Raw genomic sequence first — 24,838 nt, 5'->3', positions numbered from 1 at the left:
TTTCATCTTTCGTTCGAGACTCTCCATGACCACCGTACGCACGCGTATTGCGCCATCGCCTACCGGCGACCCCCATGTCGGCACTGCCTACATCGCCCTGTTCAACTACTGCTTCGCCAAGCAGCACGGCGGTGAGTTCATCCTGCGCATCGAAGACACCGATCAGCTGCGCTCCACGCGTGAGTCGGAGCAACAGATCTTCGACGCCCTGCGCTGGCTTGGCATCGAATGGAACGAAGGCCCGGATGTCGGCGGCCCGCACGGCCCTTACCGGCAGAGCGAGCGTGGCGAAATCTACGCCAAATACGCTAAAGAGCTGGTAGACGCCGGCCACGCCTTCTACTGCTTCTGCACTGCCGAAGAGCTGGAGCAGATGCGTGCCGAGCAGCAGGCTCGCGGCGAAACCCCGCGTTACGATGGCCGTGCATTGCTGCTGAGCGCCGAAGAAGTGCAGCGCCGCCTGGACGCTGGCGAGCCGCACGTGATCCGCATGAAGGTGCCGAGCGAGGGTATCTGCGTGGTGCCGGACATGCTGCGCGGCGATGTCGAGATCCCGTGGGACCGCATGGACATGCAGGTACTGATGAAGAACGACGGCCTGCCGACGTACTTCCTGGCCAACGTGGTCGACGACCACCTGATGGGCATCACCCACGTGCTGCGTGGTGAAGAGTGGCTGCCATCGGCGCCCAAGCTGATCAAGCTGTATGAATACTTCGGCTGGGAGCAGCCCAAGCTGTGCTACATGCCGCTGCTGCGCAACCCGGACAAATCCAAACTGTCCAAGCGCAAGAACCCGACCTCGGTCACCTTCTACGAGCGCATGGGCTTCATGCCTGAAGCGATGCTCAACTACCTTGGCCGCATGGGCTGGTCGATGCCTGACGAGCGCGAAAAGTTCTCGCTGGCCGAAATGGTCGAGCACTTCGACCTGTCGCGTATCTCGCTGGGCGGCCCGATCTTTGACATCGAGAAGCTGTCCTGGCTCAACGGCCAGTGGCTGCGCGAGCTGCCTGTAGAGGAATTCGCCGCACGCCTGCAGAAATGGGCATTCAACAGCGACTACATGATGAAGATTGCCCCGCATGTGCAGGGCCGGGTAGAAACCTTCAGCCAGGTTGCCCCGTTGGGCGGGTTCTTCTTCGAAGGCGCGCTCAAGCTGGACGCCAAACTGTTCGAAAGCAAGAAACTGTCGGCCGACCAGGTGCGCCAGGTGATCCAGCTGATCCTGTGGAAGCTTGAAAGCCTGCGTCAGTGGGAAAAAGAGCGCATCACCGGTTGCATCCAGGCTGTGGTCGAAGCGCTGGAGCTGAAGCTGCGTGACGCCATGCCGCTGATGTTCGCCGCCATCACGGGCCAGGCCAGCTCGGTTTCGGTGCTGGACGCCATGGAAATCCTCGGCCCCGACCTGACGCGCTACCGCCTGCGCCAGGCCCTGGACCTGTTGGGTGGTGTGTCGAAGAAAGAAAACAAAGAGTGGGAAAAGCTGTTGGGCTCCATCGGCTGACCGTTTTCCGAGCACCGCTGTTGAGCACTGTGGGAGCAACTGTCTTGCTCAATTTCTAAAAGCTGGCGCCTTCCCTGTGGGAGCGGGCTTGCCCGCGAACACGGGCGAAGCCCGTGCAATCCACCACGGTGTTGGCTTCGCGGGCAAGCCCGCTTCCACGCGGCTCACGCTGCGTTCTGGATTTACGTTGTACTTTCAGGCTGCGGTAGCACTAGATCGAGCCATGATGTACCCGTTCTGAGCATGGCATTTAACCGCACGATGAACGTTCTCATGCAGGCCACGATAGCGACTTTGGGAAGTTTTCCGCGCTCCCGCAGTGACTGATAACGAGCCTTGAGTGCTGGGTTGTATCTCATCGCCACAAGGCATGCCATGTACAGCGATCGCCTGACCGCAAATCGTCCGCCAGAGATAGAGCGCTTGCCCATGAATTTCCCGCTGTCGTGGTTGAAGGGCGCCACTCCGACCAGGGAGGCAATTTCTCTGGATTCAACCCGACCCAGCTCCGGCAGCAGCGCTACTAGCTTGCCCGCTGTCACCATCCCAATGCCTTTCACTTTAATCAGTTGGGTAACCCGTTCGTCGTTCAGCATCGCGGTTTGCTGTTCGATCTCACGCTCAACCAGTTTGATCTGCGCTTTGAAGTGTTTCAGGTTGGCATTCAGGTAGTTAGCAACTGCAGTCGATTGCACCTGCTTCAGGCGCCGCAGGTCGTCATCTCGCTGTTGAACCAACCGATCACGTTGCTGAAGCAACTCTCGCAGAAGCGCTCGTTCGGGGCTGATTCGCAGGGAGGGTTGATCTGGAATGACTTCGGCATAGTGCGCCAGAACCTCGGCGTCGATGGCGTCAGTCTTGGCCTTGATGCCTAGAGAGTCAGCGAATGACCTGGCTCGCCTGGGATTAACGCGTATGACCTTGTAGCCAGCGTCCTGTAGAAAACGCATGACATCTCGCTCGTAGCCACCCGTCGCCTCTAACAGGACGCGCTTGATACTGAGCTTGCGAAGGCTCTCCAGTAGCGCCTCAAAGCCTGTGGGATCATTGCTTAAATGCATTTTGATGCCCTGTGGCCGCACCGCAGCATCAAGGGAGAGACTGGAAACATCGATACCCAAGAAGGAAGCCATCACCAAAACCTCCTAAACTCAACACAGTGAGAGGACTTTGGCTTGGCCCACGCTTGTGATTCGAGATCAGAGCCGCATCCAACTGTTCGGGCTCTCGCCAAAGTGGAACGGTGAATGGCAGCTTGTGCTCCCACACGTGCTCAAGGCACCTACGGCATTCAGCTTGCCATTCACCGCTCTCACTCCAGATTCTAATCCCCCATCAAGACACAAGCGGCCTTGTGTCGCGAAAGGACTGCAACGCGGTCCCACAATCTTTGACTCGACGCAAATCCGTCGGGGCCGCTTTGCGGCCCTTTCGCGACACAAGGCCGCTCCCACAGGCATATTCCTGAGGACCAAGTAGCCGGATTGAGTGGAGCAGGGCGGTAAGTGATTGTTATCTGTGAAAAATTTTTTGGATATTTTTAAAAATTCGTTTGACAGCCCTGCAATCCGAACTTAATATGCGCCCCGTCCACAGCGATGAACGAAAACGAAACGCCAGGCACCCAGCCAGCGGTTCAGTTCAAAGCGACATTGTGGGGCTATAGCTCAGCTGGGAGAGCGCCTGCATGGCATGCAGGAGGTCAGCGGTTCGATCCCGCTTAGCTCCACCAAATTCCGCTTAGCAGCCAAGGCTGATAAGCAAGACCGGGTCCAGCAACCGGGTCTTGAAGGTAAGAAGGTTCGTCCCCTTCGTCTAGTGGCCTAGGACACCGCCCTTTCACGGCGGTAACAGGGGTTCGAGTCCCCTAGGGGACGCCAGTTTTACACAAGCGATGTTGTTATGTCGCTGGGCCGCGAGGCTAGAAATCCGGGGCTATAGCTCAGCTGGGAGAGCGCCTGCATGGCATGCAGGAGGTCAGCGGTTCGATCCCGCTTAGCTCCACCAATTTTGCCGCGGTTCGCGTTAGCGGATCGGCACGAAGGTTACGTCCCCTTCGTCTAGTGGCCTAGGACACCGCCCTTTCACGGCGGTAACAGGGGTTCGAGTCCCCTAGGGGACGCCACTTTTCCTGCGTTTTGCAGGGCTTTAAAAGGCTCGTCGCTTATTGATGAGCCTTTTGTTTCGGGGCTATAGCTCAGCTGGGAGAGCGCCTGCATGGCATGCAGGAGGTCAGCGGTTCGATCCCGCTTAGCTCCACCATTTCTGCCAGGGTTCACGCAAGTGGATCTTCGCGAAGGTTACGTCCCCTTCGTCTAGTGGCCTAGGACACCGCCCTTTCACGGCGGTAACAGGGGTTCGAGTCCCCTAGGGGACGCCACGTTTACCCGCGTTTTGCGGGACTTTAAAGGCTCATTCGCTTATTGAATGGGCCTTTTGTTTTTTTCCTTCTCAATAATTTGCCCCCGACAAACGGCCGCACATTTTGCTTGCCAAAAAATATGATGAGAATAATATTTCGATCATCATATTTTGTGTGGTGTGTGCCAGATGAGCGACAAGAAGAGCAAAACCCGCGAACGCATTCTGGAAGCTGCGCGCAGTGCGCTGATCCAGCACGGCCCGGCCGAGCCCAGCGTCAGCCAGGTGATGGGTGCGGCAGGCCTGACCGTCGGGGGCTTCTATGCGCACTTCGACAGCAAGGACGAGCTGATGCTCGAGGCGTTCCGCCAGTTGTTGGGTGAGCGCCGTGCCTTGCTCGCCCAGGTCGACCCCAATCTCGATGGCGCCGGGCGGCGAGCGCTGGCCGGGGCTTTCTACCTCTCGCGCAAGCACCGGGACTGCGAAGTCCATGCTTGCCCGCTGCCTAACGCGTTGGGCGAAATGCAGCGCCTACCGGAGGTCTTCCGCGAGGTGCTGGCCGAGCACATCGAGTTGATGGCTGCCGCGATGGTCGACCGCCCTGAGGATGCTGACAAAGCATTGGCCGACCTGGCCCTGATGGTGGGGGGGCTGGCGCTGGCCCGGGCCTTGGGGGCCAGTGACCTGTCTGACCGTATTCTGCGCGCCGCCAAATCGGCGGTGCTTTAACCCTGGAGCATGGCGATGACCACCCTGAGCTGGATTCGCGGTGTCAATGGCACCTTGGGCCGCCTGGCCCCCGAGCATGTCGCGGGCAGGATGCGCCGTGCCTTCATGACCCCGCGCAACCTGCCGCCGCGGGATTGGGAGCTGCCTGTGCTGGCCAGGGCCGAGCGCATTACACTGCGCTTCGGTCTGTCTGCCTTGCGCTGGGGTCAAGGGCCGACCGTGCTGCTGATGCACGGTTGGGAAGGGCGCCCAACGCAGTTTGCCGCCTTGATCGAGACTTTGGTGCAGGCGGGGCATACGGTGGTGTCGCTGGAAGGGCCTGGGCATGGTCGTTCGCCTGGCGAGCAGGCGAATGTGGTGCTGTTTGCCCGGGCGCTGCTTGAGGCTGCGGCTGAGTTGCCGCCCTTGCGTGCGGTCATAGGTCATTCCATGGGCGGTGCCAGCGTGCTGCTGGCTTTGCAGATGGGGCTGCGTACAGAGGCGGCTGTCAGCATTGCAGCGCCGGCACGGTTGCTCGGTGTGTTGCGTGGTTTTGCCCATCGCCTGGGGCTGCCAGCCCGGGCACGGGCAGCGTTCATTCGCCAGATCGAGCGCGATGTGGGCATGCAGATTGCGCGGCTGGATGTCACGGGTTACCAGCTGGAACTGCCGGGGCTGGTGGTGCATGCCGCCGATGATGCTCTCGTGCCCGCAGATGAGGCACATGTGATCCACAAGGCCTGGTTCGACAGCCGGCTGATGCTGCTGGAAGGGGGTGGTCACCAGCGAGTGCTGGCCGACCCGCGGCTGAGTGACGCCGTGCTCGAATTGCTGGCTCGGGCTGAAGCGGTCAGTGTCGGGGCGGCTTCAGCCGCGAACATCGGCATCGCCGGTGCCACCCACCGCGGTGTCTGATTCGCGGGCAAGCCCGCTCCTACAACGACCGCTTCAGGCTCGCTGGGGCTGGACATTGCCCCGCAGATCGCTGCTAAATCGCCTTTTGCGCCAAGGAAGCGAAAATGAGCTGGGACCTGGCAACACCCTTCGTCATCGATCTGCGCGTCGGCAGCGAGGACATCGACGGCCTTGGCCACGCCAACAATGCCGTCTACGTCACCTGGCTTGAGCGCTGCGCCTGGCGCCACTCCCAGCGTCTGGGGCTGGACCTGGCCGAGTACCGGCGCCTTGACCGGGCGATGGCGGTGGTGCGCCACGAAATCGACTACCTGGCCGCCGCCTATGAAGACGATGAGCTGCAGCTGGCCACCTGGATCATTGACTGGGACCAACGCCTGCGCATGACGCGGCGGTTTCAGCTCAAGCGCCCGCGCGATGGTGTGACGCTGCTGCGTGCGCAAACCACCTTTGCCTGCATCGAGCTGTCCAGCGGCAAGCCCAGGCGCATGCCGGCGGAATTCGTCGAAGGTTACGGTCCGGCGCTGATCGGCGCCTGAGTCGCCGGCATTTTTTGTTAAACTGCCGGCTTTTTCCGCTGAGACCCCGACATGCAAATTGCTCTGGCCCCGATGGAGGGGCTGGTCGACAACATCCTGCGCGACGTATTGACCCGTGTGGGCGGTATCGACTGGTGCGTCACCGAGTTCATTCGCGTGTGCGACCGCCTGCTGCCGGCGTCCTCGTTCGACAAGTTGGCGCCTGAACTGCGTCAGGGCGCGCGCACGGCTTCCGGTGTGCCCATGCGCGTGCAATTGCTGGGTTCGGACCCGGTATGCCTGGCGGAAAACGCCGCACTGGCTTGCGAGCTTGGGGCGCCGGTGATCGACCTGAACTTCGGTTGCCCGGCAAAGACGGTGAACAAGTCGCGCGGTGGCGCGGTACTGCTCAAAGAGCCGGAGTTGCTGCACGCCATTGTGCGTGAAGTGCGGCGTGCGGTGCCGGCGAACATTCCGGTGACCTCGAAGATGCGTCTGGGCTTCGACAGCCCCGATGGGGCGCTGGAGTGCGCCACGGCGCTGGCCGAGGGCGGTTCGGCACACCTGGTGGTGCACGCACGGACCAAGGTTGAGGGCTACAAGCCGCCAGCGCACTGGGAGTGGGTGGCGCGGGTGCAGGATGTGGTCAAGGTCCCGGTATTTGCCAATGGCGAGATCTGGACGGTCGATGACTGGCGGCGTTGCCGCGAGGTCAGTGGCGCTGAAGACATCATGCTCGGGCGTGGGCTGGTATCGCGCCCGGACCTGGGCCTGCAGATTGCAGCGGCGCGGGATGGGCGCGACTATCAGCCGATGAGCTGGCATGATTTGTTGCCACTGTTGCGTGAGTTCTGGCGCCAGGCCCAGGCCAAATTGTCGCCGCGTTATGCGCCGGGGCGGATGAAGCAGTGGCTGGCGATGCTGACTCGCAGTTACCCCGAAGCGGTGGTGTTGTTTGCCGAGTTGCGTCGGGAAGATGACTGCGCGCGGATCAGCCGGTTGCTAGGGGTTGAGGCGCAAGCATTGGAGGCTTGCGTCGCCTGAGCAGGGCGCTACGCGGGTACTGCACCTGTAGGCGCGGGGTCACCCGGGAAAGGGCCGGGCCTGCTGGCCAATTACCACCCGCCGATCACCGTTGCCGCCGCCACCGTATTCGCGGGCAAGCCCGCTCCTACACACACGCATCGGTGGTTGGGCACAGGTCGTCGTAGGAGCGGGTTTACCCGCGAAGAGGCCGGCCCAGCTGGCCAATCTCCACCTGCCGTTCACCGTTGCCGCCGCCACTGTATTCGCGGGTAAACCCGCTCCTACACACATCGGTGGTTGGGCACAGGCCGTCGTAGGAGCGGGTTCACCCGCGAAAGGGCCGGGCCTGCTGGCCAATTTCCACCGGCCGTTCACCGTTGCCGCCGCCACCGTATTCGCGGGTAAACCCGCTCCTACACACACACACACACGCATCGGTGGTTGGGCGCAGGTCGTCGTAGGGGCGGGTTGACCGGCAAATAGGCCATCAGGCCCCGTGCAAAAAAACAAATTTTTTCTGTTTGCCCCTTGAAAGCGTTTCCCTCGGCCATATCTTTTGAGTACGCGATGCCGAAGCCGGGTCGCGTAATGACTTACTTGCTGAATCTCAGGAGTTTATGACCATGACTACTGCTTTCTCTCTTGCTCCACTGTTCCGTCATTCCGTTGGTTTCGACCGTTTCAACGACCTGTTCGAATCCGCGGCACGTAACGAGGCCGGTAGCAGCTACCCGCCCTATAACGTGGAAAAGCATGGCGATGACCACTACCGCATCGTGGTTGCTGCAGCTGGTTTCCAGGAAGAGGACCTCGACCTGCAGGTCGAAAAAGGTGTCCTGACCGTGACCGGTGGCAAGCGCGACAATAGCGCCGCTGAAGTGACCTACCTGCACCAGGGTATCGCACAACGCGCCTTCAAGCTGTCGTTCCGCCTGGCAGATCACATCGAAGTGAAGGCTGCCGGCCTGGCCAATGGCCTGCTCAGCATCGACCTGCTGCGCATCGTGCCTGAAGAAGCCAAGGCCAAGCGCATTCCGATCAATAGCGAAAAACCAGCGCTGAACTGACCGCGCAGCAATGAAAAGGGGCACCTCCAGAGGTGCCCTTTTTCGTGCTTCTCACGCGGTCCCAGGTAGGTGCGCGGCCGTCATGCGATCAGTAATCTGCCGGCGCCTCCAGCAACATCTGCCGAAACTCCAGCAACGGTAATGGCCGGCTGTGCAGATAACCCTGGTACAGATGGCACCCCAGCCGCTCGAGAAACGCCAGCTGTTCGGTCAGCTCTACCCCTTCGGCAATCACCGCCAGGTCCAGACTGCGTGCCATGGCGACAATGGCGCGGACAATTTCTGCGTCGTTGGGGTCGACCGGTGCATCGCGCACGAAGCTCTGGTCGATTTTCAGCGCATCGACCGGCAGGCGCTTCAGGTAAGTCAGCGAGGAATAGCCGGTGCCGAAGTCATCCATGGCAAAACTTACCCCGTAGCGCTTCAGCTCGCGCATCTTGCTGATGGTGTCCTCCAGGTTCTGGATGACGATGCCTTCCGTGATTTCCAGCGTCAGCATCTGCCGCGGCAGGCGGTAATCGTCCAGGCTGCGCAGCACCCGCCCGACAAAGTCGTTCTGGCGGAACTGTCGCGGGCTTATGTTCACGCACAGGCTGAAATCATCAGCGTCGATCAACCCGTCGGTGAGCATGCGGGCGCAGGCGTCGCAGGCTTCGTCGAGAATCCAGCTGCCAACTTCAAGGATCAGGCCGCTTTCTTCCAGTACCTGAATGAACTGCGAGGGCGGTTGCTGGCCCAGTAGCGGGTGGTGCCAGCGTAGCAATACTTCAGCACCGACGATGCGGTTGTCGCGGGCATCCACCTGCGGCTGGAAGTGCAGCGCCAGTTCGCCACGGGCCAGGGCCAGGCGCAGGTCGTTTTCCATGCGCAGGCGCTCGCTGGCGGCCTTCTGCATGGTGGTGTGGAACAGCTGTGTGGTGTTGCGACCGGAGTCCTTGGCCCGGTACAGGGCGATATCGGCACGTTTAAGCAGGTCGGCCGGTGTGGTGCCGTGGTCGGGGATCAGCGCCACGCCGATGCTGGGCGTTACCTGCAAGCGCTGGCCATCCAGTGACATTGGCTCGGCCAGCAGTTCGCGCAGGGTGTCGGCCAGCTCGCGCACTTTCTCTTCCACGTGTTCGCGGCTACCTTCCAGGCCGCTGAGCAGCACCACGAATTCGTCGCCCCCCAGGCGCGCCACGGTGTCCTCCAGGCGCACGCTGGCCTCAAGGCGGGCGGTGATGATCTTCAGCACAGTGTCGCCCACCGGGTGGCCCAGCGAGTCGTTGATGTGCTTGAAGTGGTCGAGGTCGAGGAACAGCAGGGCGCCACGCAGGTTATGGCGCTTGAGCAGGGCGATCTGCTGGCTCAGGCGGTCCATCAGCAAGGCGCGGTTGGGCAGGTTGGTCAACGGGTCGTGATAGGCCAGGTGGCGTATCTGCGCCTGGGCGTTCTTCAGCTGGCTGACGTCGCGGGCGGTCAGCAGCAGGCAATCCACTTCGTTGAGGGTGATCGGTTCCACCGAAACCTCGACCGTGAGGATATCGCCACGCTTGTTGCGCCCGAGCATCTCGCGGTGGTGTACCCGGCCGCGCTCGTGCAATTCGGCCAGCAGCGCGCTGCGCTGCTTGTCGTCGGCCCAGATGCCGATCTCATACACCGTGTGGCCGATCACGTCGGCAGTGCTGTAGCCGGTCAGGCGGCAGAAGCCGTCGTTGATCTCCAGGTAGCGGCCGCTGTGGCGTTCGGTGATGGTGATAGCGTCGGGGCTGGAGTGGAAGGCCTTGGCGAACTTCTCTTCGCTGGACTTAAGCGCTGCTTCGGCGCGTTGTTGCTGGGTGATGTCGCGCAGGGTGGTCACGCTGCAGGGCTGGTCGTCGACGGTGATCAGGCGGCTGGAAATCACACAGGTCATCGGGGCGCCATTGCGGTGGTTGAGTACCACGGCAACGTTGCTCAAGGCCTGTTCGCGGATCACCTGCTCGATACGTTTGGCGCGCTCGACGGACTCGGCCCACAGGCCGATTTCCTCTGCGGTACGCCCAAGCACCTGCTCGCTGCTCCAGCCGAAGGTCTGGGTGAACGCCGGATTGATCTCGATGAACTGGCCAGTGTCCTGGCGGGTGACGCAGATCGGGTCGGGGCTGACCTGGAACAGGCTGGCAAACTTCTCTTCCGAGGCGCTCAGGCGCTGTTCGCGCTCCACCTGATCGGTGATGTCGAGCAAGGTGCCCGCCATACGCAGGGGGATGCCCTGGTCGTCGCGGTACAGCCGCGCGCGGCTTTCGATGTAGCGTGAAGTGCCGTTTTCCAACTGCACCCGGTAGGTGATCTGATAGTTGCCGGCAGGCCCTTCGCGCAGGCTGCGGTAGGCCTGTCGCATCGAGTTGCGCTCTTGCTCCGGCACACCTTCGAAGAACGCATCGAACGATTCATGAAAAGGGATGGGCGGCAAGCCATGCAGCTGCGCCGCGCGGGCTGAGCCGTAGAGCATGCCGCTTGGGATGTGCCAGTCCCAGGTGCCCAGTTGCGCCGAGTCCAGGGCCAGGTCCAGCCGCTCCTGGCTGTCCTTCAGGGCCTGCTCGGCACGCTTGCGTTCGGTGGTGTCGACGAATGTACTGATCAGGAAGGTCACGCCTTCCAGCTCGATGCCCTGGGTGCACAGGATGCCGTCATGCACCTTGCCGCTGGTCGCGCGAAATTGCACCTCCATGATCAACGGGCCGCCGTTGGCGCGGGTCGACTCCATGATCTGGTGGCGCTGGTCGGGGTTGACCCACAGGCCCAGTTCCAGGCTGGTCTTGCCGATCACCTGGCTGCCGGGCCAGCCGAACATGTTTTCGAAGTGCTGGTTGACCTCGAAGATCATGCCATCGTGGCGACGGGTCAGCAAAATGGCGTTGGGGCTCAGGTGGAACAGCGTGGCGAAGCGCTTTTCCGAATTGATCAGTGCTGTTTCCCGTTCGCGCTGGCGGGTGATCTCGCGGATCACGCCGATCATCTGCGGTCGGCCGTGCGGGTCGTGGGTCAGGCTGCCGTTGATCTCCAGCCAGTGCAGGCTGCCGTCCGGCCAGCGGATACGGTGGCGCATGGCTTGCTCCACCGGCTCGCCATTGACCACCGCCTGGAACACCTGGCGCGTGCGGGCGCGGTCCTCCTCGGGCAGCAGGTCGAGGTAATCGATATCGGCGGGCAGTGGCCGTTGTGGATCGAAACCGAACAGGGCCTGGGTGCCCCGCGACCAACTGACCCTGCCGCTTTCGATATCCCATAGCCAGGCACCCAGGCGCGCACCGTTGAGCGCTGCCAGCAGTTGCGGGGCGTTCTGCCAGGCCTGCTCGGACTCCTGGGGATCAGCTGCAGGTATTCGCGGCAGGCGCAAAAAGCGGTTTGCTGATTTGGGCATCGGTACCAGACCTTTGGCGTATGACGTGTCCTTGGAATCGGAATAGCTGACAGCCAGTCAGGTGGGCCCTGAGTGGCTGTCGAGCAGGGCCATGAATGCCCTGGCCGCATTCGATAGCGTACGCTCCGTGTGCAGAATGTAGCCTAGCTGGCGCGACAGCTGTATGCCGGGCAAAGCGATGGGTGAAACCTGTTCGTCGAGCATGGTGCGTGGCAGCACGCTCCAGGCCAGGCCGATCGATACCATCATCTTGATGGTTTCCAGGTAGTTGGTGCTCATGGCGATGTTCGGCGTCAGGCCCTGGCTTTCGAACAGACGCTGGACAATATGGTGGGTAAAGGTATTGCCGCCGGGAAATACCGCCGGGTGGCGGGCGACGTCAGCCAGGCTGACCGCCTGGTTGTTGGCCAGCGGGTGCTCGGGGGCGGCGACAAAGTCCAGGGCGTCATCCCACACCGGCACGGCCTTGACCAAGTGGTGTGGCTCGGGCGCCAGGGTGATCACGGCGATTTCGGCGCGGCCATGCAGAATCTCGTCGTAGGCCTGTTCCGAATCCATGAACTGAATATCCAGTGCCACTGCCGGGTACTGGCGGGTGAAAACCCGTAGTAGCGGGGGTAGGCGGTGCAGGCCGATGTGGTGGCTGGTGGCCAGGGTCAGGCGACCGCTCACGGCCCCGGTCAGATTGGTCAGCGCCCGTCGGGTATCATCCAGGACGTTGAGGATCTGGTAGGCCCGCGGCAGCAGTGCGCGCCCGGCTTCAGTCAGGGTTACTTCGCGGCCCAGGCGGTCGAACAGGCGCACGTCCAGTTGCTGCTCCAGGCCGGCGATGCGTTTGCTGATGGCCGGCTGGGTCAGGAACAGGCGTTCGGCTGCGCCGGAAAAGCTGCCGGTTTCGGCAATGGCGATGAAGGCGCTGAGGTTGGCCAGGTCCATGGTGTCGTATTCCTTTGGGTTATCCAAAGCATAAAAATTATGAATTTGAGTTATTCAATCTAACCCCCTAGCATCGTCCGTACAAGCCAAGGGGTCTTTGGCATAGAAAGACGCTGATGAGGAACAGTCTGATGGCTGGCAAAACGCTCTACGACAAACTCTGGGAAGCCCATGAGGTCAAGCGCCGTGATGACGGCTCGTCCTTGATCTACATCGACCGCCACATCATCCACGAAGTGACGTCGCCCCAGGCCTTCGAAGGCCTGCGCCTGGCCAATCGCAAACCGTGGCGTATCGACGCCAACATCGCCACGCCGGACCACAACGTACCGACCACGCCAGAGCGCAAGGGCGGTATCGAGGCGATCGTCGACCAGGTTTCGCGCCTGCAAGTACAGACCCTCGACGAGAACTGTGACGAATACGGCATCGTCGAATTCAAGATGAATGACGAGCGCCAGGGCATCGTCCACGTCATCAGCCCGGAGCAGGGTGCCACCTTGCCGGGCATGACCGTGGTCTGCGGTGACTCGCACACCTCCACCCACGGCGCCTTCGGTGCCCTGGCCCACGGCATCGGCACCTCCGAGGTCGAGCACGTGCTCGCCACCCAGTGCCTGGTCGCCAAGAAGATGAAGAACATGCTGGTGCGCGTGGAAGGCCAATTGCCGGCCGGCGTCACCGCCAAGGATATCGTCCTGGCCGTGATCGGCAAGATCGGCACTGCCGGTGGCAACGGTCACGCCATGGAATTCGCTGGCAGTGCCATTCGCGAATTGTCGATGGAAGGCCGCATGACCATCTGCAACATGTCCATCGAAGCCGGTGCCCGCGTTGGCTTGGTGGCGACCGATGCCACTACCGTTGCCTACGTCGAAGGGCGCCCGTACGCGCCGAAGGGTGAGCAGTGGAAGCAAGCGGTCGAATCGTGGAAAGACCTGGTGTCGGATGACGATGCCGTATTCGACACCGTGGTCGAGCTGGATGCCAGCCAGATCAAGCCACAGGTCAGCTGGGGCACTTCGCCCGAGATGGTTCTGGCCGTCGACCAGCGCGTACCGGATCCGGCGGCAGAAGCCGACCTGGTCAAGCGTGGTTCGATCGAGCGTGCCTTGAAGTACATGGGGCTGACCGCCAACCAGGCGATCACCGACATCAAGTTGGACCGTGTGTTCATCGGCTCGTGCACCAACTCGCGAATCGAGGACCTGCGCGCTGCGGCGGAAATCGCCAAGGGTCGCAAGGTGGCCGCCAGCGTCAAGCAAGCCATCGTCGTGCCAGGTTCGGGCCTGGTCAAGGCCCAGGCCGAGCGTGAAGGCCTGGACAAGATCTTCCTCGAAGCCGGTTTCGAATGGCGTGAACCAGGCTGCTCGATGTGCCTGGCGATGAACCCGGACCGCCTTGAAAGCGGCGAGCACTGTGCGTCCACCTCCAACCGCAACTTCGAAGGCCGTCAGGGCGCCGGTGGCCGTACCCACCTGGTCAGTCCGGCCATGGCCGCCGCTGCCGCGGTAGCCGGCCACTTCATCGATGTCCGCGAGTTGATCCAAGGGAGCGCAGCATGAAAGCCTTTACCCAGCACACTGGCCTCGTCGCACCGTTGGACCGTGCCAACGTCGACACCGACCAGATCATCCCAAAGCAGTTCTTGAAATCGATCAAGCGCACCGGCTTTGGCCCGAACCTGTTCGACGAGTGGCGTTACCTGGACGTGGGTCAGCCCTACCAGGACAACAGCAAGCGCCCGGTCAACGAAGAGTTCGTGCTCAACCACGCGCGCTACCAGGGCGCCAGCGTGTTGCTGGCGCGGGAGAACTTTGGTTGCGGCTCCAGCCGTGAACATGCCCCTTGGGCGCTGGACGAGTACGGCTTCCGCAGCATCATTGCGCCAAGCTTTGCCGACATTTTCTTCAACAACAGCTTCAAGAACGGCTTGCTGCCGATCATTCTCAGCGATGAGGAAGTCGACGAGCTGTTCAAGCAGGTCGAAGCCAACCCGGGCTACCAGCTGACCATCGACCTGCAGGCGCAGGCGGTGACCCGCCCGGATGGCAAGGTGCTGCACTTCGAAATCGATGCGTTCCGCAAGCACTGCCTGCTCAACGGTCTGGACGATATCGGCCTGACCCTGCAGGACAGCGACGCGATCAAAGCCTTCGAAAGCAAGCACCGCGCCAGCCAGCCTTGGCTGTTCCGTGATGCCTGAGGTTCGTAGGTGACAGGGCGGGCCTCTTCGCTCCTACAGACAGTTACGCGGTCGTTGTAGGAGCAGGTTTACCCGCGAAGAGGCCGGCACAGGCAACAAAAATCTAAAGGAACGAGACATGACCAGCACCCAGCACATCGATGTGGTCCAACGCCAGTTCGGCGAGCAGGCCAGCGCCTACCTCAGCAGCGCCGTGCACGCCCAAGGCAGTGAATTCGCCCTGCTGCAGGCTGAGCTGGCAGGGCAGGCCCATGCCCGCGTGCTGGACCTGGGCTGCGGTGCCGGTCATGTCAGCTTCCACGTCGCCCCGCTGGTTGCCGAAGTGGTCGCCTACGACCTCTCGCAGTCCATGCTCGACGTGGTCGCCAGCGCCGCCGCCGAGCGTGGCCTGGCCAATATCACGACCGAACGCGGCGCTGCCGAACGCCTGCCGTTCGCCGATGCGTCGTTCGACTTTGTCTTCAGCCGTTATTCGGCCCACCACTGGAGTGATCTGGGCCTGGCCCTGCGCGAGGTGCGCCGGGTGCTCAAGCCCGGTGGTGTGGCGGCGTTCATCGACGTGATGTCGCCGGGCAGCCCGCTGCTCGACACTTACCTGCAAACGGTCGAAGTGCTGCGCGACACCAGCCATGTGCGCGACTACTCCGCCGCCGAGTGGCAACGCCAGGTCAGCGAAGCCGGCCTGCACGTGCGCAGCCACACCCGCCAACCGTTGCGCCTGGAGTGGAGCACCTGGGTTGAACGCATGCGCACCCCCGAGCCGATGCGCGTGGCCATCCGCCAATTGCAGCAAGCCATGGGCGAAGAAGTACGGCAGTATTACCAGATCGAGGCCGACGGCTCGTTCAGCACCGATGTGCTGGTGTTGTGGGCCGAGCGTTAAGCACTTTTCGGTGGGGCCCGCTTGGCCACGCCGCGTGAATGGATAGAGGAAAGCATGAGCAAGCAGATTCTGATTCTCCCAGGTGACGGTATCGGCCCGGAAATCATGGCCGAAGCGGTCAAGGTACTGGAGCTGGCCAACGACAAGTTCCAGCTCGGCTTCAGCCTGGCGCACGACGTGATTGGCGGTGCCGCCATCGACAAGCACGGTGTGCCGCTGGCCGACGAAACCCTGGAGCGTGCGCGCAAGGCCGATGCGGTGCTGCTGGGGGCTGTGGGCGGGCCGAAGTGGGACAAGATCGAGCGAGACATTCGCCCAGAGCGCGGCCTGCTGAAGATCCGTTCGCAACTGGGCCTGTTCGCCAACCTGCGCCCAGCCATCCTTTACCCGCAACTGGCCGATGCCTCGTCGCTGAAGCCGGAAATCGTATCGGGCCTGGACATCCTCATCGTCCGTGAGCTGACCGGCGGCATCTACTTCGGTGCCCCGCGTGGTCAGCGCGAGCTGGAAAATGGCGAACGCCAGGCCTACGACACCCTGCCGTACAGCGAAAGCGAAGTGCGCCGCATTGCCCGTGTCGGTTTCGACATGGCCCGTGTGCGCGGCAAGAAGCTGTGCTCGGTGGACAAGGCCAACGTTCTGGCCTCCAGCCAGCTGTGGCGTGAAGTGGTCGAAGACGTGGCCAAGGACTACCCGGACGTGGAACTGAGCCACATGTACGTCGACAACGCTGCCATGCAGCTGGTGCGTGCACCCAAACAGTTCGACGTGATGGTGACCGACAACATGTTCGGTGACATTCTGTCGGATGAAGCTTCCATGTTGACCGGTTCCATCGGCATGCTGCCTTCGGCGTCTCTGGATGCCGACAACAAAGGCATGTACGAGCCTTGCCACGGCTCGGCACCGGACATCGCGGGCCTTGGTATCGCCAACCCACTGGCGACCATTCTGTCGGTGTCGATGATGTTGCGTTACAGCTTCAATCAGTCGGCTGCCGCCGAGGCGATCGAGAAGGCCGTGAGCCTGGTTCTGGACCAGGGGCTGCGTACCGGCGACATCTTCTCGGAAGGCTGCCGCAAAGTTGGTACGCAGGAAATGGGCGACGCAGTAGTCGCAGCGCTGCGGAATCTGTAATCTCTCTGGCCCGCCCCCCAAAATTCCCGGTGGCGGCCCACTTTTAGCAAAGGTGTAGTTGCGATGAAACGTGTAGGTCTGATCGGTTGGCGCGGTATGGTCGGTTCCGTGCTCATGCAGCGGATGCTGGAGGAGCAGGATTTCGACCTTATCGAGCCGGTGTTCTTCACTACCTCCAATGTTGGTGGCCAGGGTCCGAACGTGGGCAAGGATACAGCGCCCCTCAAGGACGCTTATTCGATTGAAGAACTCAAGACCCTCGACGTGATCCTGACCTGCCAGGGCGGCGACTACACCAACGAGGTCTTCCCCAAGCTGCGTGAAGCCGGCTGGCAGGGTTACTGGATCGACGCCGCTTCGTCCCTGCGCATGCAGGATGACGCGGTGATCATCCTTGACCCGGTCAACCGCAAGGTCATCGACCAGCAGCTGGACGCCGGTACCAAGAACTACATCGGTGGCAACTGCACTGTCAGCCTGATGCTGATGGGCTTGGGTGGCCTGTTCGAGGCCGGTCTGGTCGAGTGGATGAGCGCCATGACCTACCAGGCGGCTTCGGGTGCCGGTGCGCAGAACATGCGCGAGCTGATCAAGCAGATGGGCGCTACCCACGCGGCAGTGGCCGATGACCTGGCCAACCCGGCCAGCGCCATCCTCGATATCGACCGCAAGGTTGCCGAGACCATGCGCAGCGAGGCGTTCCCGACCGAGAACTTCGGCGTGCCGCTGGCGGGCAGCCTGATCCCGTGGATCGACAAGGAACTGCCGAACGGTCAGAGCCGCGAAGAGTGGAAGGCCCAGGCCGAAACCAACAAGATCCTCGGTCGCTTCAAGAGCCCGATCCCGGTCGACGGCATCTGCGTGCGCATCGGCGCCATGCGTTGCCACAGCCAGGCGCTGACCATCAAGCTGAACAAGGACGTGCCGATCGCCGACATCGAAGGCATGATCAGCCAGCACAACCCTTGGGTGAAGCTGGTGCCGAACCAGCGTGAAATCAGCATGCAGGAACTGACCCCGACCAAGGTCACCGGCACCCTGAACATCCCGGTTGGTCGCCTGCGCAAGCTGAACATGGGTTCGCAGTACCTGGGCGCGTTCACTGTAGGTGACCAGCTGTTGTGGGGCGCCGCCGAACCGCTGCGCCGCATGTTGCGGATTCTGCTGGAGCGTTGATCGTTCAGGCTTTACCTGAAAAATACCGCACTGGTGACAGTGCGGTATTTTTTTATGCCTGAAAGTATGCTTTTGGCTCGCGGGCCTAATCGCCGGATAATTCATGCCGCTGTTTGATGGCGAAATGTCTGCTCTGACAGACCCCTTGCTCTTGCCGTTGCCGTTGCCGTTGCTTTTGCTTCTAAGTGCGCGGTAGTTCAGGCGACGCAGATTGCGACTTCAGGAGGCCGAGCGCAGGGCTTGCGGAGGGAGGTGACGGGCATGGATGCCCGTCAAGCGCTGGGCCCCAGGATGGGGCCTGCAGCGCGGTCCTCCCGGGAGCAAGCCCGGAGCGAGGGGACCCCGGAGCGCAGCGCAGGGGCCGGATGATGGGAGCCGACGGCTTTGGTTACTTTGGCCACGACCAAAGTAACCCGCCGGAAGGGCGGAAAGGTGAATAGGCGCCAACATCGTGAATGAATGTCTGCTTGATGTGTAAGCGTACAACCCAAAAGCTCAAAAGCTTAAGCGCCGGTTTTGATCGGGCGTACAGTCCGTTTGCGATGGCGACGCCGACTCACCTTTCCGCCCTTACGGCGGGTCCCTTTTTGTCGTGGCAAAAAGGGACCAAAAACCGTCGGCTCCCATCATCCGGCCCCTACGCTGCGCTCCGGGGTCCCCTCGCTCCGGCCTTGCTCCCGGGAGCACGCGCTGCAGGCCCCATCCTGGGGCCCAGCGCTTGACGGGCATCCATGCCCGTCATCTCCCTCCGCAATGCCTCCACTCGGCCTCCTGAAGTCGCAATCTGCGTCGCCTGGACTACCGCGCGCTTAGAAGCAAGATCAAAAGCGAGAAGCGAATTCGGTGATTGGCCGGCACCGCCGATGCATTCGGTGAGGTTCTGCCCAGTCATCTGGATAAGGATACGTCGGCATGGCTGCCCTCGGCCTGGTGTACCTGGAAGAACGCCGTTGCTCTTGCTCTTGCTTTGGCTTTTGCTTCTAAGCGCGCGGTAGTTCAGGCGACGCAGATTGCGACTTCAGGAGGCCGAGCGCAGGGCTTGCGGAGGGAGGTGACGGGCATGGATGCCCGTCAAGCGCTGGGCCCCAGGATGGGGCCTGCAGCGCGGTCCTCCCGGGAGCAAGCCCGGAGCGAGGGAACCCCGGAGCGTAGCGTAGGGGCCGGATGATGGGAGCCGACGGCTTTGGTTACTTTGGCCACGACCAAAGTAACCCGCCGGAAGGGCGGAAAGGTGACGATGCGCCACCTGCGCGAATGAATACCTACTCGGTGTGAGTGCGCACATCCAAGAAGCAAGACGCAATCGAGCAACAGCAACAGCAGCGCCGGGTGGGCACAGACAAAACCTTGCAATCCGAGTAAAGTGCCGCCCCCGCCGTTTACAGCAAAAGGATCCCTTCCATGACACACCCTTTGGATATCGCCGTCGTCGGCGCCACCGGCAGCGTCGGTGAAGCCTTGGTGCAGATCCTCGAGGAACTGGCATTCCCGGTTGCCACCCTGCACCTGCTGGCCAGCATGGAATCGGCGGGCAGCAGCGTGATGTTCGCTGGCAAGAAACTGAAGGTGCGCGAAGTCGACAGCTTCGACTTCGCCCAGGTCAAGCTGGCCTTCTTCGCCACCGGCGCCGCCGTCAGCCGCAGCTTTGCCGGCAAGGCGCTGCAGGCGGGCTGCACGGTCATCGACCTGTCCGGCGGCCTGGACGACGCCCTGGCCCTGGTGCCGGAAGCCAACGCCGAACGCCTGGCCAGCCTGTCGTTGCCAGCGCGCATTGTCAGCCCATGCTCGGCCGCAGTAGCCCTGGCCGTCGCGCTGGCGCCGCTCAAAGGCCTGCTGGACATCGAGCGGGTACAAGTGATGGCCGCGTTGGCGGTGTCGGCGCAAGGCCGTGAAGCGGTCAGCGAGCTGGCCCGGCAAACCGCCGAACTGCTCAATGCCCGCCCGCTGGAGCCGCGCTTCTTCGACCGCCAGGTGGCATTCAACCTGCTGGCCCAGGTCGGTGCTGCCGACGAGCAGGGCCATACCGCGCTGGAGCGCCGCCTGGTCAGCGAACTGCGCGTGCTGCTGGGCCTGCCTGACCTGAAGATTTCCGTGAGCTGTGTTCAAGTCCCGGTGTTTTTCGGCGATAGCTTCAGTGTGGCCGTGCAAAGCCGTCGCCCGGTAGACCTGGCAGCGGTCAACCAGGCCCTGGAGGCAGCCGACAGCATCGAACGGGTGGAAAACGATGATTATCCGACCCCGGTAGGTGACGCAGTGGGCCAAGACGTGGTCTATGTTGGACGTGTACGTCACGGTGTCGATGAAGACCAGCAACTCAACCTCTGGCTAACCACTGACAACGTGCGCAAAGGCGCCGCGCTCAATGCCGTGCAAGTGGCGCAATTGTTGATTAAACACATGCCGTAAAAGATACTGGCGAGCACTTTTGTCCTGCTCCGCATGCAGGTTTCGGGACGATTCATACAAGGGAAGAGGTCATGCTTCGAATTCGCAAACTGGTTCTGGCCATGGCTGCAGCATCCGCGCTGTCGTCTGGCATGGCGAATGCGCTGGGCCTGGGGGAGCTGACCCTGAAGTCGGCACAGAATCAGCCGCTGGACGCCGAGATCGAATTGCTCGACGTGCGCGACCTCAAAGCCGCCGAGGTGGCGCCGAGCCTGGCGCCACCGGAAGAGTTCAGCAAGGCCGGGGTGGCGTTTCCGACCTACCTCGAAGACCTGACCTTCACACCGGTAATCAACCCCAACGGCAAAAGTGTGCTGCGCGTGACGTCCAGTCAGCCGCTGCCAGGTCCGGTGGTCAAGTTCCTGGTGCAGGTGATGTGGCCGCAGGGCCGTCTGCTGCGTGACTATAGTGTGCTGCTCGACCAGGCCAAGGCGCAGGGCGACAAGCCGGCGGCAGGCAATGTCACACCGGCCATGACCGGTGCCAGCAACTACACCACCCAGCGTCGCGACACCTTGTGGCAGATTGCCGCGCGTAACGCCCAGGGAGGGTCGATCCAGCAGACCATGATCGCGATCCAGGCATTGAACCCGGACGCCTTCATCGGCAACAACATCAACCAGCTGAAGGTTGGCCAGGTACTGCGCCTGCCCGACCAGCAGCAGATCCAGAGCATCGCCCAGGGCGAAGCGAACCGCGAGGTGGCCGAGCAGTATGCGGCCTGGCGTGAAGGCCGTCGCCTGGGGCCGCGTGCCCGCCAGCTGGATGCCACCCGCCGTGGCGCCGCCGAAGCTGCGCCGTCGCGTATCGCCCAGGGCGACAACCTGCGCCTGGTCAGCCCGGGCAAGCAGGCCGGTGCAGGCCAGGCCAAGGCGTTGAATGACGAGCTGGCCATGGCCCAGGAAAGCCTGGACACCAGCCGTCGCGACAACGAAGAACTGAAAAGCCGCATGGCCGACCTGCAGAGCCAGCTGGACAAGCTGCAGCGCCTGATCGAGCTGAAGAACAACCAGTTGGCACGCCTGGAAGGCCAGGGCGCAGACGCGTCGGCAGCGGCTGCCGCTACTCCGGAGCAGCCCGTGGTCGATCCGGCACCTGCTGCTGCCGATACCGCACCCAAGCCTGTGCCGGACGCCCAGCCAGCATCCGCCAGCCAGCCGAAGGGTACGCTCGATTCGGTCCTGGGCAACCCGTGGCTTTTGGGGGTGATTGCCGGTTCCAGCATTCTGGTGCTGGCACTGCTGCTGTGGCTGCTGGCGCGCAAGCGCAAAGCCCAGCAAGAAGCCGAGAAGCACCTGCGCATGGCGCGGGCGCTGGAAGAAGAGCAGGGCGCAGGTTTCGACAGCGATACCGAGAGCTTCGACGGCGTCGAAGCCCGGGAGCCTGGCGTAACCCTGTCGCCGGCTGTGGTTGCCGCTTCGGCTGCTGCTGCCGTCGCTGCGGAAAAAGTGGCAGAACCGGTCGCTGAGGCAGAACCCGAGCCTGAGCCGCAAGCAGACCCGCACGCCGCGCTGCTGGCGCAAGTTGACCAATGCCTGGCCGAAGGCCGCCTTAATCGTGCTGCCGAGCTGCTGGAGCCCGCCGTGGCCGCCGCGCCGGAGCGTGACGACCTGCGCCTGAAGCTGATGGACGTGTACGCCCGTCAGGGTGACCAGAGCGCGTTCGCTGAACAGGAGCGTCAGTTGCCGGCCAGCGAGCAGAACGTTGCTGAAGTCGCCAGCCTGAAAGAGCGTTACCCCGCCATGCTCGGCCTGGCTGCTGCCGGCCTGGGTGCGGCGGCGCTGGCTGCCGAAATGGATGAGCAGTACGTGCAAGAGCTGCTGCACGATGAGCCCGAAGCGCCGGTGGTTGCCGATGTGGTGCCTGACGAGTTGTCTGGGTTCGAGCCGCACGTGGAGGCTGAGCCAGAGGCTGTCGCGCAAGCAGAGCCTGACGCTGAGCTGGACGCCTTCGATGAAGTGCCAACGCTCGATGCAACGGACCTGGCCGAGCAGGATCTGGACAGCGCCTTCGACCTGAGCCTGGGTGAAGACCTGGCCGATCAAGACCCGCTGGCCGCGTCCGTGCTGGACGAGCCGATCGCACAGGGGGGCGTACCCGACGAGCTGGTAATCGCTGAGCCTGTGCTGGATGAGCCCGTACAGGAAGAAGCTCAGCCAGAAGAACAGCCCTTTGCCGTGGATGCCGAGCTGCAAGCCGACGCCGACGCTGATTTCGAGGCCATGCTGGCTCAGGCCGAGCCTCAGCCTGCCGTGGACCTGTCTGATTTCGACCTCGACGTCAGTGAGCCGGTTGCCCCGGCTGCCCCGGAGGCGCTGGAGCAAGATCCGCTGGATGTCGCGTCCGAACTGGCTGCCTTCGACAGCGAGCCGGAGTTTGACCCGGTCTCCGAGTTCGACCTGCCATCGGACTTCGACTTGTCCCTGTCGCTGGAAGACGATTCGCCGGCCGCCAAGAGCTTTGCCTCGGAGCTCAATGACGTCAACGCCGAGTTGGACAAGCTGTCGCAGAGCCTCGAAACGCCATCGCTGGAGCCGCACTTCACCAGCGAAGACGCGGTGGCGCAGCCAGAGCCCGAGCCTCTGGATGACCTGGACTTCGACTTCTTCTCCGGCAGTGACGAAGTCGCCACCAAGCTCGACCTGGCCCGTGCCTATATCGACATGGGTGACAGCCAGGGCGCGCGTGACATCCTCGATGAAGTGGTCAAGGATGGCGACGACAGCCAGCGTCAGGAAGCCGAGGACATGCTCTCCCGGCTGGTCTGATGCAAGCAGGTCAGGCCTCTTGGCGGGCTGACCGCGCCCGCGAAGAGGCCCGCACATGCAGTGCGCAACCACCGGCAGCCCTACGAGGCTGCCGTTGTCGTTATAATCCCCGCCATTCCGTACACCCCACAGGTTTCATGCTCTTGGACATCATCGACACCGCTACCGCCGAATCCGCGGCCGAAGGCTACTCCCGCATCGCCCTGGGCGTGGAATACAAAGGCGCGCGCTATCGCGGCTGGCAACGTCAGGCCAGCGGCGTGCCGAGTGTCCAGCAAGCCCTGGAGCAAGCGCTGTCCAAGGTCGCCAACGAGCCGATTTCGGTGGTCTGTGCCGGGCGTACCGACGCCGGCGTTCACGGCTGCGGGCAGGTCGTGCACTTCGATACCCGTGCCGTGCGTGACGAGCGCGCCTGGACCATGGGCACCAACTTCAACCTGCCGCACGACATCAGTGTGGTCTGGTCGCGGCCAATGCCGGCCGACTTTCATGCCCGCTTCAAGGCTTGCGCCCGGCGCTACCGCTACGTCATCTACAACGACCCGATTCGCCCGGCGCACCTGGCCGAAGAGGTGACCTGGAACCACCGTCCGCTGGACGTCGATCGCATGGCCGAGGCGGCGCAGTTCCTGCTGGGTACCCACGACTTCAGCGCCTTCCGTGCCAGCCAGTGTCAGGCCAAATCACCGATCAAGCACATCTACCACCTGCGTGTTACCCGCCATGGCCAGATGATCGTGCTGGACGTGCGTGCCACCGCCTTCCTGCACCACATGGTGCGTAACATTGCCGGTGTGCTGATGGCCATCGGCGCCGGCGAGCGTCCGGTTGCCTGGGCGCGCGAGGTGCTGGAAGGGCGCAACCGCCGTGAAGGTGGGGTAACGGCCCACCCATACGGGCTTTACCTGGTGCAGGTGGAGTACCCCGAAGCGTTTGCGTTGCCCAAGCGTTACATCGGTCCACACTTTTTGAGTGGTTACGAGGCGTTGGCAGACTGACGAGCGAAAAGCCATTTGCTAACATCCGCCCTTTCGCCGCAACAATCAGGGTTCTTGTTCCATGAGCAATGTTCGCAGCAAGATCTGCGGGATTACCCGCATCGAAGACGCACTGGCCGCTGCCGAAGCGGGGGCCGATGCCATCGGCTTCGTCTTCTATGCCAAGAGCCCGCGGGCGGTGGACGTGCGCCAGGCGCGGGCGATCATTGCCGAGCTGCCGCCGTTCGTGACCACGGTCGGGCTGTTCGTCAATGCCTCGCGCTGTGAGCTGAACGAGATCCTCGAAGTGGTTCCGCTGGACCTGCTACAGTTTCACGGCGATGAAACCCCGCAGGACTGTGAAGGCTACCACCGCCCCTGGATCAAGGCCCTGCGTGTGCGCCCTGGCGACGACCTGGAGGCGGCCTGTCAGCGTTACGCGGGTGCCCGCGGCATTTTGTTGGACACCTATGTGCCAGGCGTGCCAGGGGGAACCGGCGAGGCGTTCGACTGGTCATTGGTACCGGCGCGTCTTGGCAAGCCGATCATTCTCGCGGGTGGGCTGTCGGCCGATAACGTTGGCCAGGCCATTGCCCGGGTAAAGCCTTATGCGGTGGATGTCAGTGGTGGCGTCGAACAGGCCAAGGGCATCAAGGACGCGGCGAAGATCGAGGCCTTCATGCGTGCGGTGAAACAGGCTTGATGGCAGATGTGACGGCTGGCTGCGCGCCATCGTCCATAGCTTTCGCAGCCCTGCGGGCCGCTGCCAGCACCTGTGGTGGCAAACAACACATTAGCGGTGGAGTGGCGCGCTGGAAACCCC

The 24,838-nt window shown here is 62.5% G+C and carries 18 protein-coding genes, 6 tRNA genes and 1 pseudogene; 21 read left to right on the top strand and 4 right to left on the bottom strand.

All coding sequences use genetic code 11. The features are described from left to right. The first annotated feature begins 25 nt into the window (after window positions 1-25). Window positions 26-1,507: a glutamate--tRNA ligase gene (gltX, locus tag LMH93_RS19580; protein WP_003247183.1), complete on the top strand. Its 1,482-nt coding sequence runs from the start codon at window positions 26-28 to the stop codon at window positions 1,505-1,507. Between the two features lie 182 nt (window positions 1,508-1,689). Here gltX and LMH93_RS19575 read toward each other — a convergent pair whose 3' ends face one another. Then, window positions 1,690-2,640 (bottom strand): IS110 family transposase, encoded by a 951-nt coding sequence (locus LMH93_RS19575; protein ID WP_004577666.1) that lies wholly within the window; start codon window positions 2,638-2,640, stop codon window positions 1,690-1,692. A gap of 523 nt (window positions 2,641-3,163) precedes the next feature. Between LMH93_RS19575 and LMH93_RS19570 the strand changes: the two genes are divergently transcribed. The 11 genes from LMH93_RS19570 (at window position 3,164) to LMH93_RS19520 (ending at window position 8,102) form a co-directional block, all read left to right on the top strand. Further along, window positions 3,164-3,239: transfer RNA gene (locus LMH93_RS19570), tRNA-Ala, on the top strand. A 72-nt stretch (window positions 3,240-3,311) separates the two neighbouring features. After that, window positions 3,312-3,387: transfer RNA gene (locus LMH93_RS19565), tRNA-Glu, on the top strand. A 51-nt stretch (window positions 3,388-3,438) separates the two neighbouring features. Further along, window positions 3,439-3,514: transfer RNA gene (locus tag LMH93_RS19560), tRNA-Ala, on the top strand. A 42-nt stretch (window positions 3,515-3,556) separates the two neighbouring features. Next, window positions 3,557-3,632 (top strand) — tRNA-Glu (locus LMH93_RS19555). Between the two features lie 61 nt (window positions 3,633-3,693). After that, window positions 3,694-3,769: transfer RNA gene (locus tag LMH93_RS19550), tRNA-Ala, on the top strand. 42 nt (window positions 3,770-3,811) lie between these two features. After that, window positions 3,812-3,887 (top strand) — tRNA-Glu (locus LMH93_RS19545). 170 nt (window positions 3,888-4,057) lie between these two features. Continuing rightward, window positions 4,058-4,597, top strand: a complete 540-nt coding sequence (locus LMH93_RS19540) for a TetR/AcrR family transcriptional regulator (protein ID WP_003247184.1) — start codon at window positions 4,058-4,060, stop codon at window positions 4,595-4,597. A gap of 15 nt (window positions 4,598-4,612) precedes the next feature. Continuing rightward, entirely contained in the window at window positions 4,613-5,491 is an 879-nt protein-coding gene (locus tag LMH93_RS19535; RefSeq protein WP_003247185.1) for an alpha/beta fold hydrolase, read from the top strand. 104 nt (window positions 5,492-5,595) lie between these two features. Then, entirely contained in the window at window positions 5,596-6,030 is a 435-nt protein-coding gene (locus tag LMH93_RS19530) for an acyl-CoA thioesterase (protein ID WP_003247186.1), read from the top strand. Between the two features lie 51 nt (window positions 6,031-6,081). Then, window positions 6,082-7,053: a tRNA dihydrouridine synthase gene (locus tag LMH93_RS19525; RefSeq protein ID WP_003247187.1), complete on the top strand. Its 972-nt coding sequence runs from the start codon at window positions 6,082-6,084 to the stop codon at window positions 7,051-7,053. A 605-nt stretch (window positions 7,054-7,658) separates the two neighbouring features. After that, window positions 7,659-8,102, top strand: coding sequence for an Hsp20 family protein (locus LMH93_RS19520; RefSeq protein WP_003247188.1), 444 nt, complete (start codon window positions 7,659-7,661; stop codon window positions 8,100-8,102). Between the two features lie 88 nt (window positions 8,103-8,190). On the opposite strand, the gene LMH93_RS19515 is transcribed toward LMH93_RS19520, so the two are convergent. Then, window positions 8,191-11,487 (bottom strand): bifunctional diguanylate cyclase/phosphodiesterase, encoded by a 3,297-nt coding sequence (locus tag LMH93_RS19515; protein WP_003247189.1) that lies wholly within the window; start codon window positions 11,485-11,487, stop codon window positions 8,191-8,193. 57 nt (window positions 11,488-11,544) lie between these two features. Next, window positions 11,545-12,423 carry a LysR family transcriptional regulator gene (locus LMH93_RS19510; protein WP_003247190.1) on the bottom strand — a complete coding sequence of 293 codons (879 nt, stop codon included), beginning with the start codon at window positions 12,421-12,423 and terminating at the stop codon, window positions 11,545-11,547. A 131-nt stretch (window positions 12,424-12,554) separates the two neighbouring features. On the opposite strand from LMH93_RS19510, the gene leuC reads away from it, so the two are divergent. From leuC to asd, 5 genes are all read left to right on the top strand, one after another. Next, window positions 12,555-13,988, top strand: a complete 1,434-nt coding sequence (gene leuC, locus LMH93_RS19505; protein ID WP_003247191.1) for a 3-isopropylmalate dehydratase large subunit — start codon at window positions 12,555-12,557, stop codon at window positions 13,986-13,988. After that, window positions 13,985-14,629 (top strand): 3-isopropylmalate dehydratase small subunit, encoded by a 645-nt coding sequence (gene leuD, locus LMH93_RS19500; RefSeq protein WP_004576935.1) that lies wholly within the window; start codon window positions 13,985-13,987, stop codon window positions 14,627-14,629. Before leuC ends, leuD begins: the two co-directional genes overlap by 4 nt. Before the next feature lie 118 nt (window positions 14,630-14,747). Then, window positions 14,748-15,512: a class I SAM-dependent methyltransferase gene (locus LMH93_RS19495; protein ID WP_014754047.1), complete on the top strand. Its 765-nt coding sequence runs from the start codon at window positions 14,748-14,750 to the stop codon at window positions 15,510-15,512. Between the two features lie 54 nt (window positions 15,513-15,566). After that, window positions 15,567-16,649, top strand: a complete 1,083-nt coding sequence (gene leuB, locus LMH93_RS19490; protein WP_230064472.1) for a 3-isopropylmalate dehydrogenase — start codon at window positions 15,567-15,569, stop codon at window positions 16,647-16,649. Window positions 16,650-16,712: 63 nt separating this feature from the next. After that, complete coding sequence (gene asd / locus LMH93_RS19485; RefSeq protein WP_003247195.1) at window positions 16,713-17,825, top strand: aspartate-semialdehyde dehydrogenase; 1,113 nt, start codon at window positions 16,713-16,715, stop codon at window positions 17,823-17,825. Window positions 17,826-18,664: 839 nt separating this feature from the next. Here asd and LMH93_RS29975 read toward each other — a convergent pair. After that, window positions 18,665-18,770, bottom strand: a pseudogene (locus LMH93_RS29975) (3-deoxy-7-phosphoheptulonate synthase); the annotation flags it as partial. Window positions 18,771-19,226: 456 nt separating this feature from the next. Between LMH93_RS29975 and LMH93_RS19480 the strand changes: the two are divergent. From LMH93_RS19480 to LMH93_RS19465, 4 genes are all read left to right on the top strand, one after another. Continuing rightward, on the top strand, window positions 19,227-20,231 hold the full coding sequence (locus LMH93_RS19480; RefSeq protein ID WP_014754044.1) for an aspartate-semialdehyde dehydrogenase: 1,005 nt from the start codon (window positions 19,227-19,229) through the stop codon (window positions 20,229-20,231). A 71-nt stretch (window positions 20,232-20,302) separates the two neighbouring features. After that, window positions 20,303-23,038: a FimV/HubP family polar landmark protein gene (locus LMH93_RS19475; RefSeq protein WP_230064471.1), complete on the top strand. Its 2,736-nt coding sequence runs from the start codon at window positions 20,303-20,305 to the stop codon at window positions 23,036-23,038. 137 nt (window positions 23,039-23,175) lie between these two features. Continuing rightward, window positions 23,176-24,036 carry a tRNA pseudouridine(38-40) synthase TruA gene (gene truA, locus LMH93_RS19470; RefSeq protein ID WP_033726402.1) on the top strand — a complete coding sequence of 287 codons (861 nt, stop codon included), beginning with the start codon at window positions 23,176-23,178 and terminating at the stop codon, window positions 24,034-24,036. A gap of 61 nt (window positions 24,037-24,097) precedes the next feature. Further along, the gene (locus LMH93_RS19465; RefSeq protein ID WP_003247201.1) at window positions 24,098-24,718 is read left to right on the top strand and encodes a phosphoribosylanthranilate isomerase; all 621 of its coding nucleotides are present in this window, start codon (window positions 24,098-24,100) and stop codon (window positions 24,716-24,718) included. The last annotated feature ends 120 nt before the right edge of the window (window positions 24,719-24,838 follow it).

Origin of the sequence: Pseudomonas sp. CIP-10 (assembly GCF_020911845.1) — a bacterium.
GTDB lineage: Bacteria > Pseudomonadota > Gammaproteobacteria > Pseudomonadales > Pseudomonadaceae > Aquipseudomonas > Aquipseudomonas alloputida.
The sequence above is the reverse complement of the archived record's forward strand: the minus strand, read 5'-3'. Positions and strand labels throughout refer to the sequence as shown.